The 15,022-nt window shown below is 72.1% G+C and carries 12 protein-coding genes; all 12 read right to left on the bottom strand.

The window, feature by feature from the left end:
• Window positions 1-9: 9 nt before the first annotated feature.
• Window positions 10-4,755, bottom strand: a complete 4,746-nt coding sequence (locus tag EUA93_RS11380) for a DUF4082 domain-containing protein (RefSeq protein ID WP_207208664.1) — start codon at window positions 4,753-4,755, stop codon at window positions 10-12.
• A 115-nt stretch (window positions 4,756-4,870) separates the two neighbouring features.
• On the bottom strand, window positions 4,871-5,881 hold the full coding sequence (locus EUA93_RS11375; RefSeq protein ID WP_129400241.1) for a glycosyltransferase: 1,011 nt from the start codon (window positions 5,879-5,881) through the stop codon (window positions 4,871-4,873).
• Window positions 5,878-7,008, bottom strand: coding sequence for a DegT/DnrJ/EryC1/StrS family aminotransferase (locus EUA93_RS11370; RefSeq protein ID WP_129400240.1), 1,131 nt, complete (start codon window positions 7,006-7,008; stop codon window positions 5,878-5,880). Before EUA93_RS11370 ends, EUA93_RS11375 begins: the two co-directional genes overlap by 4 nt.
• A complete protein-coding gene (locus EUA93_RS22040; RefSeq protein WP_242497328.1) occupies window positions 7,005-7,649 on the bottom strand; it encodes an LbetaH domain-containing protein in 645 nt (214 codons plus the stop codon). The genes EUA93_RS11370 and EUA93_RS22040 overlap by 4 nt, the downstream gene beginning before the upstream one ends.
• Window positions 7,646-8,797, bottom strand: a complete 1,152-nt coding sequence (locus EUA93_RS11360; protein WP_129400239.1) for a DegT/DnrJ/EryC1/StrS family aminotransferase — start codon at window positions 8,795-8,797, stop codon at window positions 7,646-7,648. Before EUA93_RS11360 ends, EUA93_RS22040 begins: the two co-directional genes overlap by 4 nt.
• Window positions 8,794-9,798, bottom strand: coding sequence for an NAD-dependent epimerase/dehydratase family protein (locus EUA93_RS11355; RefSeq protein WP_129400238.1), 1,005 nt, complete (start codon window positions 9,796-9,798; stop codon window positions 8,794-8,796). The genes EUA93_RS11360 and EUA93_RS11355 overlap by 4 nt, the downstream gene beginning before the upstream one ends.
• Entirely contained in the window at window positions 9,795-10,910 is a 1,116-nt protein-coding gene (locus EUA93_RS11350; protein ID WP_129400237.1) for a Gfo/Idh/MocA family protein, read from the bottom strand. The genes EUA93_RS11355 and EUA93_RS11350 overlap by 4 nt, the downstream gene beginning before the upstream one ends.
• Window positions 10,907-11,533, bottom strand: coding sequence for an acyltransferase (locus EUA93_RS11345; protein ID WP_129400236.1), 627 nt, complete (start codon window positions 11,531-11,533; stop codon window positions 10,907-10,909). The genes EUA93_RS11350 and EUA93_RS11345 overlap by 4 nt, the downstream gene beginning before the upstream one ends.
• Window positions 11,530-12,372, bottom strand: coding sequence for a glycosyltransferase family 2 protein (locus EUA93_RS11340; RefSeq protein ID WP_129400235.1), 843 nt, complete (start codon window positions 12,370-12,372; stop codon window positions 11,530-11,532). The genes EUA93_RS11345 and EUA93_RS11340 overlap by 4 nt, the downstream gene beginning before the upstream one ends.
• A gap of 135 nt (window positions 12,373-12,507) precedes the next feature.
• Window positions 12,508-13,314: a hypothetical protein gene (locus EUA93_RS11335; protein WP_129400234.1), complete on the bottom strand. Its 807-nt coding sequence runs from the start codon at window positions 13,312-13,314 to the stop codon at window positions 12,508-12,510.
• 98 nt (window positions 13,315-13,412) lie between these two features.
• A complete protein-coding gene (gene pth, locus EUA93_RS11330; protein WP_242497327.1) occupies window positions 13,413-14,012 on the bottom strand; it encodes an aminoacyl-tRNA hydrolase in 600 nt (199 codons plus the stop codon).
• A gap of 156 nt (window positions 14,013-14,168) precedes the next feature.
• Window positions 14,169-14,852 carry a 50S ribosomal protein L25/general stress protein Ctc gene (locus EUA93_RS11325; RefSeq protein WP_129400232.1) on the bottom strand — a complete coding sequence of 228 codons (684 nt, stop codon included), beginning with the start codon at window positions 14,850-14,852 and terminating at the stop codon, window positions 14,169-14,171.
• Window positions 14,853-15,022: the final 170 nt, after the last annotated feature.

The following is a 15,022-nucleotide window of genomic DNA, read 5'->3' as shown; positions in this document are numbered from 1 at the left end:
GCTCAGGCGTCATGGCGACGCCCGGAACACCACGTCCACGAAGTAGTTGGTGGAGTTCCACGACCCGTTGGGGAACCCTCCCGAGCTGCCGTAGCGGTAGCGGCCGTTGTTGCCGGCCGGTGCCGTCAGCGGACCCACGGTCCGCGCCGAGGCGAAGTAGTTGCCGGTGGCCGAGTAGCGACCGTTCGGCGCGAAGTAGGACACGACGTAGGTCGACCCGGCCGTGACCGCCACCGGCGTGGCGAACGTCGCCGTCTGCCAGCCCGTCGCGGTCTCGCCGGTGAAGGTGACCTGGCCGAGGCGGTTGCCGCTCGCGTCCCACACCGACCCGGTGTGGGTGCCGGTGTTGCCCGCGCCCTTGTAGAACTTCACCCCGGTGACGGTGCCGTCCTGCGACGGCGTGAACGCCGTCCCGAGCTCGACCGCGTCCGGGTCGTTGACCGCCGCTGTCGCCGGCGTGAGGCCGTCGAAGAGCGAGACCGTGTTGGGCGCCGCCGTGCGGAAGCTCCAGGTCTGCGTCGCCAGCGCCGCGCCCTCGGTCGAGGTCGCACCCGACAACGTCACGGTGTAGGGCGTGTCCGTCGCGAGAGCAGCGGTCGGCGTGAAGGTCACCGTCCTCCCGTCCGTCGACAGCGCAGCGGTGCCCGGCACGTTGGTGCTGCCGGTGGCGAGCGTCATCGACCAGCCGGTGGCCAGCGGTGCGGTGACCGTGATCGACGGCTTGGTAACGACGGCGACGTCCGTAGCCCCCGGGACCGGGGTCTGGGAGTCGACGGCGATGCTCGCCGCCTCCCGCTGGAAGACCAGGTCCACGTAGTAGTTCGCGGCACCCCACGAGTACGACGGGAACCCGCCGCCGCTCGCGTAGAGGTAGCGGCCGTTGTTGGCCGCCGGCGCCGTCAGGTCGCCGGCCGTCCACGGGTTGTCGAAGAAGTTCTGCGTGTAGGAGTAGTGGCCGGCGGGGGCGTAGTAGGAGACGACGTACTGCGTCCCGGCGGTGACCGCGATCGGCGTCGTCAGGTTCGCCGTCTGCCAGCCCGACGCGCTCTCACCGGTGAACGTCACCGTGGCCAGACGGGTGCCCGTCGAGCTCCACAGCGACCCGGTGTGGGTGCCCGTGTTGCCGGCTCCCTTGTAGAACCTGACGGCCGAGACGTAGCCGTTGCGGCTCGGGGTCACCACGACGCCGAGCTCCACCGGGGCGCCGTCGTCTGCCGACTCGACCGCGGGCACCTCGTCGCCGAACAGGCTCTGCGAGGTCAGCGAGTCGGAGCTGCGGGTGCTGAACGTCCACGCCTGCGGGGCCAGCGCGGCTCCGTCACGGGAGACCACACCGGTCAGCGAGACCGAGACGACCGCGTCGGCCGGAAGCTGGCCGGTCGGGGTCCAGGTGAGCAGGGTGCCGGCCGCGTCGAGGACGGCGCTGCCCGGCAGGGTGGACCCACCGCTGGTGACGGTCATCGTCCAGCCGGCCGCGTTGACCGGAGCCGTGAAGCCGACCTTGACCTTCGACCCGCGCGGGACGCTGGTCGCACCGGGCGCCGGGTCCTGCCCGGTCACCGCGATCGCGGGGGCGACCTTCTCGAAGACCACGTCGACGAGGTAGCTCGTCGTCGAGGAGTTGTTGGGGACGCCGGTGCCGTAGGTGTAGGCGCCGGCCGTCGAGGTCACCGTGAGCGGCGAGCGCGACAGGTTGGCGGCCGAGAACGCACCCGGCGTCGCCGAGTAGCGCCCGCCCGGGGCACGGTAGGAGGCGATGTAGGCCGTGTCCTTGCGGACCGTCACCGGCGAGGCGAAGGTCAGCGTCTGCCACCCGGTCGTCGACTCGTCGGTGAACGTCCCGGTCGCGAGCACCGATCCGTCGGCGGCCCAGAGCGTGCCGGTGTGCGAGCCGGTGTTGTTGACGCCCTTGTAGAACCGGATGCCGGTCACCTGACCGTTGGTGTCCGGGGTGAACCGGACGCCGAGGGTCACCGGGTCGCGGTCGGAGTCCTCCATCAGCGTCGGGGTCAGCGAGTCGTCGAAGAGCGTGCACGGGCAGACCCCGGGCGCGTTCGGCGGCTTGACGGTGGTGAAGGACCAGGTGTCGCCGGAGCTCACCGGGTTGCCCGAGGTGTCGGTGCCGCTCACCTTGGCGGTGTACTTCACGAAGCCCGCCAGGGCGGCGTTCGGGGTGAAGGTGACGGTGCGCGTCGTGGCGTCGTACGCCGTCGTGCCGGGCACGGTCGTGCCGTTGGCGTCCTTCAGGACGAGCGCCGCGGTGCCCGCGGTGAGGGGCTTGGAGTAGCGCGCACTGACCTTCGTCGTGGCGGGCACGCTGGAGGAGCCCGGCAGCGGTGACTGGTTGAGCGCGATCAGCGCCGAGCTGTCGGTCGTCGTGAAGCTCACGTCGACGTAGTAGTTGGCGTTCTGGTAGCTCTGGCTGGGGAACTGGCCGGGGTTGGCGAAGACGCCGCCCGCCGGGGCGCCGTAGCCGCCGTCGACCATCAGCGCCGCGGTCTCGCGCGGCTTGGCCGAGAAGCCCCAGCTCTCGAGCGCGTAGTTGCCGTTGGGCGCGGTGTAGGAGGCGATGTAGGTCTGACCCGCGGCTACCGCGACCGGCGTCGGGAAGGTCACGCTCTGCCAGCCGGTGGCCGACTCGCCGGAGAAGGTGGCCTGGCCGAGGCGCTCGCCGGCGCTCGACCAGAGCGATCCGACGTGGGTGCCGGAGTTGCCGGCGCCCTTGTAGAAGCGGACGCCGGTCACGAAGCCGTCGGCCAGCGGCACGAAGCGCACGCCGACCTCGACGCCCGCGGGGTCATTGGCGGCGGCGACCTTGGGCACCTCGTTGCCGAAGATGCTGCAGGGGCACTGGGCGTTGAAGGCGCGGGTGACCGCGGTGCCGATGTTGGCCGAGTCGTCCATCGCGCGGACCCGGATCGGCGAGCTGCCGAGCCCCTTCTGGCGGAAGGTGTAGGTCCACGACGTGGTGCCGGTGGCGGCACTCCACGAGACGCCGCCGTCGGTGGAGACCTCGACGCCCGCGACGCGGCCGCCGGTGTCGGCGGCAGTGCCGGTGACGGTGACGTTCTGGCCGTTGGGCTGGTTGACGCCCGCCGCCGGGCTGGCGATCGTGACGGTCGGCGCGACCGTGTCGGTCGACTTCGTCGCCGCGACCAGGCCGCTCATCAGCGTGGAGGGCTGGGCGCCCATGTCGGCGAACAGGTTCACCTGCGCCTGCTGCATGCGGACGTCGGCGGGCTCGGCCGTCCACGACGAGTCGTGGTAGGCGTCGAGGCCCCAGGCCCACTGCACGGTGCCGGCGCTGAAGACCAGCGCACCGCTGGGTGCCTTGTACATCGTCAGGTTGTGGCGCGTCGTGCCCGCGACCACGGTGTTGCCGAAGTCGGTGAGGTACTCGGGGACCGCACCGGTGGTCGTCGACAGGCGCACGAGTCCCGAGGGCCGCGAGCCGTTGTCGACGTCCTCGTTCGACTCGTAGCCGACGGTGTGCGGCGCGAGCGTCGCCATGCCGCTGGAGAGGTTGGCGATCGAGGTGTTGCGCCAGAGCCGGTACTTGCCCTCGGCGGCGCTCACCGTCATCGCGAGGTCGCTGAAGTTGACCTGGTACTGGGTGCCGATGAGCGCGTTCTCGGGCACGCCGGCGCCACGGCTGGTCGGTGCGAAGCGCGGGTCGCGCCACGTGCCGGTCCACTCCGGGTCCGGGTCGACCTTGTCGTTGCTCCACGTCTCCTTGTAGGACGTCAGCGTGCGGTAGGCGGTGCTCGTGCCGTCGATCGAGGGCTGGTAGCGCGTCTTCCAGTAGCCGTCGTTGCCGGACAGGAACTGGATGTTCACCCCGGCGTCGCGGGCGGCCTCGATGTTGGCGCGCTGCCCCTTGCTCCAGTACTCGTCGTGGCCGACGGTGAGGAAGACCTTGTGGTTCTTCAGCAACGTGCCGCGGCGATCGGTGTCGACGCCCGCGAAGTAGCTCACGTCGTAGCCGTTGCGCTCCATGAAGCGGACCATGGCGTACTCCGACGACATGAAGAAGTCGCGCCCGTGCTCGCGGCCACGGGTGAGCACCGGGCGGTTGTAGCTGACCTTGTAGGCGCGCCCGTGCGAGCCGCCGCCGTAGAAGTAGGCGCCGCCGTAGGTGTTGTAGGCCTGCCAGGTCGGGTCGGAGGTCTGGAAGAGCACGTCGGAGGTGCTCGAGTCGTCGCGCACGACGAACGTGATGTGGCTGCCGTCGCCGGTGGAGCGCTTGATGTGGGCGATGTAGACGCCCGACACGGCGGTCGACGGGACGGTCCAGCTGGCCGAGACCTTCCAGTTGCCGCAGTCGTAGAGGTCGGTCTGCACGTCGGTCACGCAGGCCGGCTGGATCTGCGGCAGCGAGGCGCTCGGCGTCACCGAGGCGACCTTGCGGGCGCCGAGGCCGCCGTAGTAGCCCATCCGGTAGATGTCGACGGTGTAGGCCGAGGCGGTGGTGTCGATCTTGAAGTCGACCTTCTGCCCGACGTTGACCGAGATGTCGGTCGCGAAGCCCTGGATCGCGGGGTCACCGGCGCCGTCGATCTCCCACACGTCGGGGTTGGTGCCCGGCTTGGAGTTCTCGCAGGCGATCTTGTTGCCGCCGGCGGCACACGGGTCGGCGGCGTTGGCGGCGCTCGGACCACCCAGCACGACCGGCCCCAGGAGGGCGTTGAGCGAGGCGACGAGCACGATCACGGCCGCCTTCACACCCCACGAACGTGACTTCCCCGTCAGCGTCATGCCCATGTCTCCACAACCCCTCGTCGCACGCCAGTCGCGCGATCCTGATCTTGGTCCGGCCCCGGTCGACCCCTCGGGGGTCGGGACCGGATATCCCCACAATTCGGTGTGGGCCTCACCCGTGGACGACGGTCGCCGCGGTGGCGGCCGCAGCGACCGCGGCGGCACCGCGCTGGCGCGGGATCCGTACGCCGCTGATGTGCAGCGGCGGCGGGTCGACGACCTTGCTGACCCGGTGCGCGGCAGCCGAGGCCAGGTCACGGCCCTTGAGGCTGTCGGCGTCGCGCGAGATGCACAGGTCACGCAGCGCCAGGTCGAGCGCGATCGTGAGCTGGTGGTCGTCGACGTGCTCGCCGTGCTTGGCCCGGCGGGGCACGAGGATCGGGAACTTGCCGTTCTCCAGGGCCATCAGCGCGATGCCGGTGCCGGCGTGCGCGACGACGACGTCGGCCTCGCTGATCGCCTGGCGCATCTCCTCGGACGGCACCTTTGCCCGCCCGTCGATGCCGAGCCCGCTGGTGTCGGTGCAGCCGGTCTGCCAGAGCACCTGCGCGCCGGCGGGCACCAGCGGCACCAGCCGCTCGAGCAGCCGGCGGAACCCGTAGTCCTCCTGGGTGCCGAGGCTGACCACCATCGACCGCACCGGACGCGGGTCGGTCGGGGCGACGTCGTACAGCTCCCAGGGCGAGGCGAGGTAGTGCCAGGCGCCCTTGTCGAGGTCGCTGGACTGGCTGAAGGTCTTGATGCCCGGCATCGCGGCCATCGCGCGACCCGACAGCGACGGCTCGTCGCGGCGGGTGGCGCTCTCGATGTAGACCGTCTCGATGCCGCGCATCCGTGCCTGCGGGAGCACCGCCAGCGCCAGGGCGGCGCCGGTGCTCACGACGAGGTGCACGTCGTGGAGGCGGAACAGCTTGCGGGCCGCGACGGTGTTGCGCGCGACCGCTCGCAGGTCGCGGGGCGGGCACGGCTCCATCCAGTGGACCTGCTCCCCCGCGAGCATCGACTCGGTCTGCGGGGTCCGCACGGTCACCCACACGACGTCCGTGCCGACGCCGAGGCGCGGGCGCAGGGTGTGGAGCTGCATCAGGTGGCCGCCGTCGTTGGCGACGAGCAGGGTGGTCACTTCGCGGTCCCTCCGTCCGTGGTCCCGACGACGTTGCGCAGCACCTCGACGACCCGGTCCTGCATGGCCTCGGTCAGGTGCGGGTGCATCGGCAGCGAGAGGATCTCGCCGGCCGCGCGCTCGGCCACCGGGGCGGTCCCGAGCCCCAGCCCGAGGTGGGCGTAGGCGCCGGTGAGGTGCACCGGGTAGGGGTAGTGGATGCCGGCGCCGACGCCGGCGCCGTTGAGCTCGGCGAGCACCCGGTCGCGGTCGGCGACGCGGACGACGTAGAGGTGCCACACGTGCTGGCCGTCGGCGCCGAGCAGCGGACGTCGTACGCCCGGGACGTCGGCGAGCAGCTGGTCGTAGCGGGCGGCGGCGCGCACGCGCAGCTCGTTCCACTTCTCCAGCCGGTCGAGCTTGGCACGGAGGTAGACCGCCTGGATCGTGTCGAGGCGGGAGTTCATGCCGATGACGTCGTGGACGTAGCGCACGGCCGAGCCGTGGTTGCGCAGCCGCCGGACCTCCGAGGCGATCGCGGCGTCGTCGGTGGTCACCGCCCCTGCGTCGCCGGCGGCACCGAGGTTCTTGCCGGGGTAGAAGCTGGTCGCACCGATCGTCGCCAGGCCACCCGAGCCGCGACCGCCGAGGCGGGCTCCCTGTGACTGGGCGGCGTCCTCGACGAGGGGCACGCCGGCGGCGTCGCAGACCTCCTTGAGCCGCGCCATCGGCGCGAGCTGCCCGAACAGGTGCACCGCGACCACGGCCTGGGTGCGGTCGGTGATCGCCGCCTCGACCAGGTCGGGGTCGATGAGCAGCCGCTCGTCGTCGCAGTCGACCAGCACCGGGACGGCGCCGATCCGCGAGACGGCCTCGGCCGTGGCGATGAAGGTGTTGGCCGGGAGGACGACCTCGCCCCCGGGGCCGACCCCGGCCGCGCGCAGGGCGAGCTCGAGCGCGTCGGTGCCGTTGCCGACGCCGACGGTGTGCTCGACGCCGACGAACTCGGAGTAGGCGTGCTCGAAGTCGGCGACCGGCGGGCCGTCGACGAAGGACGTCGTCGCGAAGACCGCGGCGATGCCGGCCTCGACCTCGGCCGCGACCTCGGCGTGCTGCGAGGCGAGGTCGACGAAGGGGACGTTGCTCATGTGAGGACTCCTGTGCGGATGGGTCGGGCGGGCACTCCGGCCCAGGTCTCGCCGGCAGGGACGTCGTGGAGCACGACGGCACCCATGCCGACGGTGGCGCCGGCGCCGATGTGGACGCCCTCGCGGATCGAGGCGTTCATGCCGATGTAGGCCGCCTCGCCGACCTCGACGTCGCCGCCGAGGGAGGCGCCGGCGCAGATCGTGGCGTAGTCGTGGACGGTGCAGCCGTGCGTGAGCGTCACCTGCGGCATCAGCACGACGTGGTCACCGACCTCGACGTCGGCGGTGAGCACCACCCCGTCGAGGGCGATCGAGCCCACTCCGATGTGGCAGCTGCCCGGCAGCACCACGCGCGGGTGGATCATCGAGCGGTAGCGCGAGGCGTCCATGCCGAGCATGCCGAGGCGCACGGCGACCCGCCTGCGGTGCCGGCCCTTGCCGAGGGTGAGCAGCACGCCGTGGTCCACGAGCTGGGTGACCAGGTCGACCGAGCCGATGACCGGGGTGAGCCCGTGCAGGGTGCCCCAGACCGCCGGGTTGTCGTCGACGATGTCGAGCGGGCCGTCCTGGTGCAGCAGCACCGCGACGGCGGTGGCCTCGCGCGCCAGTCCGCTGGCGCCGACCATCAGCAGGCCGCTCACGGTCGCCACGCCGTCGCGAGGGCGTCGCAGACCCGGGCCTGCTCGGCGTCGGTCATCTGGTGGAAGAGCGGCAGGATCAGCGTCTGGTCGTTGAGCCGCTCGGTGACCGGCAGCGGGACGTGCGACCGGTCGCGGTGAGCGGGCTGGCGGTGGGCCGCCATGATCCCGCGACGCGCGGAGATCCCGGCGTCGGCGAGGTGCATCATCAGCTCCTCGCGGTCGAGCGGGTGCTCGGGGAGCACCTCGAGCCAGCACGACTGGAAGTTGGTGGTGCCCCAGGCGGGGTCGCCGACCATCCGCAGCCCGGGCAGCTCGGCCACCGCGTCGGCGTACGTCGCTGCGAGCGCGCGGCGACGGGCGACCATCTCCGGGAGCCGGCCGAGCTGGACGATGCCGACGGCGGCCTGCAGGTCGGTCATCCGGTAGTTGAAGCCGACCTCGGCGTAGGACTCCGGCGGCGCGAGGACCGACGCGTGCCGATCGGCGGCCGAGACGCTCATCGCGTGCTCGCGCAGCTGCTTCGCGCGGGCCGCCCACTCAGGACGGGAGGTGGTGAGCATGCCGCCCTCACCGGTGGTGAGGAGCTTGCGCGGGTGGAAGGACCAGGCGGCGATCTCGGCCTCGGCACCGACCGGGCGCCCGTGCGAGGTCGAGCCCGCGGCGCAGGCGGCGTCCTCGATCACGACGATGCCGCGCGGGTCGCACCAGGCGCGGATGGCGCGGAGGTCGAGCGGGACGCCGCCCTGGTCCACAGCGATCACCGCGCGCGTCCGCGGGGTGACCACCGTGGCGATCGTGGCGGGGGTGAGGTTGCCGGTCGTCTCGTCGACGTCGGCGAAGACGGGCGTGGCGCCGACGTAGGTCGGGGCGTTGGCGGTCGCGACGAACGAGAACGACGGGACCACGACCTCGTCGCCGGGGCCGATGCCCGTGACGACGAGCGCGAGGTGGAGGGCCGTGGTGCAGTTGCTCACCGCGATCGCGTGGGCCGCCTGCTGGGAGGCGGCGAAGGCCTCCTCGAAGGCGGCGACCCGCGGACCCTGGGCGACCCAGCCGGAGCGGAGCACCTCTGAGACCGCGGCGACCTCCTCCTCGCCGAGCCACGGCTGCATCACGTTGATGCGGGTGAGCTGCTGGTCGAGGCTCATGACGCCACCGCCTGCGGGGTGCGACCGGCGGCGATCTCCTCGCGCTGCGGGCGCCACCACTCGACGAGGTCGCGGAGGCCGTCCTCGAGACCCGTCGCGGCGACGAAACCGAGGTCACGCTCGGCCGCGCACGTGTCGGCCAGGCGGCGGACTACGCCGTTCACCCCGCGCTCGGGCCCGTGCTCGACCGGCAGGTCCGAGCCCATGACCTTCAGCAGCGTCTCGGCCAGACCGAGGAGACTGGTCTCCTCGCCGCGAGCGATGTTGTAGACCCCCTCGACGACCGACGACGACGCCGCGAGCACGTTGGCCTGGGCGATGTCGGTGGTGAAGACGAAGTCCATCGTCTGTCGACCGTCGCCGAAGATCAGCGGCGGCAGGCCGTCGTCGATGCGCTCCATCCAGCGCACCAGCACCTCGGTGTAGAGGCCGTGGACGTCCATCCGCGGGCCGTAGACGTTGAAGTAGCGCAGCGCGACGTAGTCGAGCCCCTGCATCGCCCGGAAGCTCTTGAGCATGCCCTCGTTGAAGGTCTTGGCGGCCCCGTAGAACGTGTCGTTGGCGTAGGGGTGCTGCACCTCGGGCGTCGGGAACTCCTCGGCCAGGCCGTAGACGGAGGCCGACGAGGCGGCGACGATCTTGTCGACACCGGGCGTCGCGGCGGCGGCCTCGATCACGTTGAACGAGCCGTCGACGAGCACCTCGAGCGCGAGCCGCGGCTCCTCCGCGCATTGGGTGATCCGGATGGCGGCCTGGTGGAAGACCAGGTCGCACCCCTTCGTCAGGTCGTGGACCAGGTCGCGGTCGCGGATGTCGCCGCGCACGAGCGAGAAGCCGCTGCGGTCGATGGACTGCGCGAGGTTGGCCTCACGGCCGCGGACCAGGTTGTCGAGCACCCGGACCTCGGCGGCGCCGGCGTCGAAGAGCTGGTCGACGAGCGTGGAGCCGATGGTCCCGGCGCCTCCCGTGACGAGGGCGGTCGCCCCCTGGAGCGCGGTCATCGGACTCCCTCCAGGACCGACGAGGCGGCGGCCTGCTGCGGCACCGGCGGTGGTCCGGCGGGCACCATCACCCCGTCGGCGTACGTCGTCCCGGCCTGCTCGGCGAGCCGGTGCGAGGCCTGCTCGAGCACCTCGAGGACCCGGAGTCCGGCGCGACCGTCGGTCAGTGCCGGGCGTCCCTCGCGGATCGCGGCGGCGAACTCGGTCACCATCGCGCCGAGCGCCTCACGCTCGGGCAGCGCCGGCGACCAGGTGTCGCCGAGCCGGTAGGAGACGCGCGAGGCGGTCGGGTCCTCCCCGCCCACCGACGTACGGGCCAGGTCGACGCCGCGGTCGAAGACGCTCAGCCGCTGCTGCGGGTTGAGGTCGTCCCACAGCAGGGTGCGACGCGACCCGCCGATCACCATCTGGCGGATCTTGGTCGGGCTGAGCCAGTTGACGTGGACGTGCGCGAGGCCGTCGTCGGGCAGCGGGAGCGTCAGGTGGCCCACGCACGCGCGACCCGCGCCGATCGGGTCGGCACCCGTCGCGCCGATGCCGGTGCTCGGCAGCCCGCCCGGCAGGACGTGGTCGAGGATCGCGAGGTCGTGGGGCGCGAGGTCCCACAGCACGTCGATGTCGGGCTGCACGAGGCCGAGGTTGATCCGCACCGAGTCGATGAAGTGGATCTGGCCGAGCTCGCCGCTCTGCACGAGGTCGCGCATCTTCTGCACGACGGGCGTGTAGCAGAACGTGTGGTCGGTCATCAGGACCAGGCCCTGCGCCTCGGCCAGGTCGACCATCTCGCGGCCGCGGGCGACGCTGTCGGCCAGCGGCTTCTCGACGACCACGTGCTTGCCGGCGCGGAGGGCCTGCAGCGCGAGACCGTGGTGCGTGCGCGCCGGGGTGGCGATCGCGACGGCCTGGATCTCCGGGTCGTCGAGGACCCGCTCGAGGCTGTCGGTGACCCCGACGTGCGGGCCGGCGACCTTGCGGGCCCGGTCCAGGTCGAGGTCGCAGACCAGCTTGAGGTCCCAGTCGGGCGAGCCAGCGAAGTTGCGGACCAGGTTGGGTCCCCAGTAGCCGGCGCCGATCACGGCGATCCCCATGGGCTGGTGCGGGGTGGTGCTCATCGTGCTTCCTCCAGTCGTCCGTCGATCTCCACGTAGACCTCGCCCGAGACCGGGCAGATCCACCGGTCGCGGTTGTCGGACACCAGCGGCACTCCGCTGCGTCCGACCCACCCGACCTGTCGTGCGGGGGTGCCCACCACGAGGGCGTGGTCGGGCACGTCACGGGTCACCACCGACCCGGCACCGACGCTCGCCCAGCGGCCGATGCGCACCGGTGCGACGCACACGGCGCGGGCGCCGACAGCAGCGCCCTCCTCGATCGTCACGCCGACCGCCTCCCAGTCCTCGGCGCCCTTGCGGCGCCCGTCCGGCGTCACGGCGCGGGGGTAGGTGTCATTGGTCAGCACCACGGCGGGACCGATGAAGACGCCGTTGCCGAGCACCGCGGGCTCGTAGACGAGGGCCTGGTTCTGCACCTTGCAGCGCTCGCCGAGGCGGGCACCGGGGCCGATGTAGACCCCGCGACCCAGGATCGTGTCGGCGCCGACCTGGGCGCCGGACCGGACGACGGCCTGGTCCCAGACCTGGGCGCCGGGGCCGACGCGAGCGCCGTCCTCGACGGTCGCCGTCGGCGCGACGATGGTGCGGGCGCCCGAGTGGGGCCTCGCGCTGGACAGGGTCATGAGCGTGAGCTTTCGTCTCGTTGCCACGTGGTGAAGTCCCCAGCCCTCAGCGCCTTGCGGGCGCCGAGCTGGGAGGCGACGTGGATGGCCACGAACACCGGGAGTCGGAGTGCCAGGCCGGGGCGGCTGACCGCCAGGCCGAGCAGGGAGCGGGCGCCGGTGCGGGAGGCGGGACGGCGTACGCCGAGCTGCGCGGCCTGCGCGTTGCCCGTCACGATGCGGATCCGGCGGCGGACCAGGTCGCGCACGGTGCGCGGCGGGTGCACGACCGCGACCGCGCCGGGGACGATGCGGCGCTCGTCGCCGCTGAAGGAGTCGGACATGCCGAGGTCGTCGCTCATCATCCGCGGCAGCGCGGTGACGCGGGCCTGGCCCTGCTCGGAGAGGACGACGACGCCGCGTCCGAAGAGCCCGGCCTCGACCTGCGGGAGCGCCTCCCAGACGTCGTAGTACCAGCGCACCAGCGGTGAGCAGCCGGCCTTCGGCACGTCGCGCCGCGGCGCGGTCGCCAGGACCTGCTCGCGGGTGATCGGCTCGAGCAGCTGGAGCGCGTCGGCGCCGCTCAGCTGGATGTCGGCGTCGAGGTGGATCCGCGGGAAGACGTCGGTGGCGGCGTTGCCGACCCGGACGGCCTCGGCCTTGGACGGCTGCTGGATCTCGATGACCCGCGCGAACGGGTCGGCGCTGCGGGCGACGTCGGCGGTGCTGTCGGTGCAGCCGTTGCAGACCACGACGACGTCGAGGTCGTCAGCGGTCGTGCCCTCCCGCAGCGCACGGAGGTTGCGGCCGATCGAGGCTGCCTCGTTGTGCGCCGGGATGATGACGCTGGCAACTGCCATCTCAACTCCCCCAAGTCGCGTGCGCCGGACCCCACGTCCCGCGCACAGTCAGATCCTGTGGACCGCGGGGCCCCGAGTGGGGGCTCGTCGGGTGCTTTCGCCGAAATTGGGGAGTGCGGTGCCGACCTGGAGTCGTCAGCCGGGCTGGGCCATGGCGTAGGTGATGTCCAGCGAGCGCAGGTTGCGCAGCCCGAGGACGAGCAGGTCCATCTCCAGGACGGACCAGCCGTCGTCGACGGCCGTGCCGTCGACGGTGGTGCTCAGGGCGCGGTAGAGGTCGAGGGGTCGCTTGCGCAGCTCCTGGTGGAGCGTGGCCTCCATGGCCTGCTGGAGGTACTCGTGCTGCACCTCCGGCCCGGAGCCGTAGACGTACGCCGGGTCGGCGCCGTTGGTCGCGGCCAGGCGGGCGAAGGTGTCCCAGTCGACGGCGATCAGGTGGTCGACCCGCCGGCCCGACCAGGCCTCCACTGCCGCCACGGTGGCGCTGGGCCGCTCGTCGGCCGCCGTCGCCCGCACGCCGCTGCTCGCGGGCAGCGTGTCGACCCGCGCGGACAGGCCGTCGGCCGCGACCTCGACGAGCATCACGGCCTCGACCGACTGGTCGCCGTCGAGCCATGGCACGTCGGGACCCGCGGCGCCGGGGCGCGTGCCGACCATGAGGAAGGTCCGGCCCGCGGCCTCCGGCGGTCGGTCGGTCAGTCCGGCGAAGGCGCCGTCGATCCGCTCGAGGCGGCCCACGACGACGGCGTTGGCGAGGATCCCCGCGAGCGCGACGACGAGCACCAGGACGGCCACGACCCACGCCAGTCGGCGTACGACGCTCCGTCTGCGCCGGGTCGGCGGCTCGGGCGCGAGCGGCGGGTCCGAGGCGCGCCGGGGCGCGGGGATCCTGATGGTCCCCGGACCGGTCGTACCGCGCGGGCTCGCGCTGCTCGTCGCCATCGTGTCCTTCCCCCTCGCCGGCACCTCGCCGACCTCTCGACGCTAGGGGGCGACGGCCTCCGGCTCATGCCCCAGATGAGGGACACCGGTGCGCAGGGTCAGGAGTTGAAGCGCTGCTGGGTCTTCTCGAGGCCGTCGGTGATCAGCGACTCGATCGCGTCGGCGGCGTCGGCGACCTGGAACGGCAGCTCCTTGCGCTCGACGGTGGAGTAGTTGGACAGCACGAAGTCGGCGACGTCCTGGCGACCGGGCGGTCGGCCGATGCCGGCGCGGACCCGGTGGAAGTCGCCGGTGCCGAGCGAGGAGCGCATCGACTTGAGGCCGTTGTGGCCGTTGTCGCCGCCGCCGAGCTTGACCCGCAGCGTGCCGAAGGCGATGTCGAGCTCGTCGTGGATCGCGATGACGTGGTCGGGCGCGACCTTGTAGAAGGTGGCGAGGGCCTTCACCGGGCCGCCGGACTCGTTCATGTAGCCCCGGCCTCGGGCGAGCACGACCCGCGGTCCACCGATGGAGAGCCGGCCCTCGACGACGTCGGCGCGGCCCGACTTGTGCGACCGGAAGGGCGAGCCCATCCGCGAGGCCAGCTCGTCGGTGACCAGGTAGCCGATGTTGTGGCGGTGGCCGGCGTAGGACGGACCGGGGTTGCCGAGGCCGACGACCAGCCACACGTCGCTCGTCTCGCTGACCTGCTCGCTCACGTCCTCATCCTTCCATCGGCGCCGGCGCCACGTCGTCGTACCGCCTGTCCACCACGGGATGCAGACGAATGGGCACTTCCCTCGGTCGGCTGACCGGGGGAAGTGCCCATCTAGCGGCATCCCGTGGTGGACAGGCCACCACGGGATGCCGGTGGATCACTCGGAGTCGGTGCCCTCGGCAGCGTCCTCGGCGATGGCTTCTTCCTGGGCCTCGGCGATCTCGTCGTCGGACGGGTCGTGCTCGATGCCGGCCTCGGCCTCGGCCTCCTCCAGCTCGGCCTCGAGGGCCTCGGCGGAGATCTGCTCGGTCACGTTGACGATGAGCAGCTCCTCGTCGGCGAGCAGCGTGGTGCCCGACGGGAGGTCGAGGTCCTTGGCGAGGATCTGGGTGCCGATGGCAGCGCCCTCGACGGAGACCTCGAAGAACTCGGGGATGTGGGTGGCCTCGGCCTCGACGGAGACCACGGTGTTCTCGGTGACGACCAGGGTGTCGGGGGCGGCGTCGCCGGTGACGTGGATCGGGACGTCGACGGTGACCTTCTCGCCGCGGACGACGGCGACGAAGTCGAGGTGCTCGATGACGCGGCGGATCGGGTCGACCTGGATGTCCTTGGTCAGCGCGAGCTGCTCGGAGCCCTCGATGTCGAGCGCGAGGAGCGCGTTGGCGCCGCCGTGCTTGAGGGCCATCATCGTCTGGTGGCCGGGCAGGATCACGTGGACCGGCTCGTTGCCGTGGCCGTAGACGACGGCGGGGATCTTGTTGTCGCGGCGGATCCGGCGGGCCGCGCCCTTGCCGAACTCGGTGCGGGACTCGGCGACGATCTTCTCGGGGGCAGACATGGGGTTCTCCATCTGTCGGTGGGGTGGTCTTCTCGGGCCCTCTCGAGCCCTGGTCGGTGGGCCCGGCGCTCCGGAGACGACGAACGCCGCGCTCCGGATCGTGAGCGCGGCGCAGTGGATCTGACCGGCCCGTCGATCACGGAGTCCCAGTCGTACGTCTGAGCTCCCTC

The organism is Nocardioides oleivorans, assembly GCF_004137255.1.
Taxonomy (GTDB): domain Bacteria; phylum Actinomycetota; class Actinomycetes; order Propionibacteriales; family Nocardioidaceae; genus Nocardioides; species Nocardioides oleivorans.
The sequence above is the reverse complement of the archived record's forward strand: the minus strand, read 5'-3'. Positions and strand labels throughout refer to the sequence as shown.

What these genes read in the sequence shown, in the direction of transcription:
- EUA93_RS11335 (WP_129400234.1), bottom strand. Translation starts at nt 13,314, where the DNA reads ATGGCGACGAGCAGCGCGAGCCCGCGCGGTACGACCGGTCCGGGGACC.
- EUA93_RS11345 (WP_129400236.1), bottom strand. Translation starts at nt 11,533, where the DNA reads ATGACCCTGTCCAGCGCGAGGCCCCACTCGGGCGCCCGCACCATCGTC.
- EUA93_RS11340 (WP_129400235.1), bottom strand. Translation starts at nt 12,372, where the DNA reads ATGGCAGTTGCCAGCGTCATCATCCCGGCGCACAACGAGGCAGCCTCG.
- EUA93_RS11370 (WP_129400240.1), bottom strand. Translation starts at nt 7,008, where the DNA reads ATGAGCAACGTCCCCTTCGTCGACCTCGCCTCGCAGCACGCCGAGGTC.
- EUA93_RS11355 (WP_129400238.1), bottom strand. Translation starts at nt 9,798, where the DNA reads ATGACCGCGCTCCAGGGGGCGACCGCCCTCGTCACGGGAGGCGCCGGG.
- EUA93_RS11325 (WP_129400232.1), bottom strand. Translation starts at nt 14,852, where the DNA reads ATGTCTGCCCCCGAGAAGATCGTCGCCGAGTCCCGCACCGAGTTCGGC.
- EUA93_RS11360 (WP_129400239.1), bottom strand. Translation starts at nt 8,797, where the DNA reads ATGAGCCTCGACCAGCAGCTCACCCGCATCAACGTGATGCAGCCGTGG.
- EUA93_RS11380 (WP_207208664.1), bottom strand. Translation starts at nt 4,755, where the DNA reads ATGACGCTGACGGGGAAGTCACGTTCGTGGGGTGTGAAGGCGGCCGTG.
- EUA93_RS11350 (WP_129400237.1), bottom strand. Translation starts at nt 10,910, where the DNA reads ATGAGCACCACCCCGCACCAGCCCATGGGGATCGCCGTGATCGGCGCC.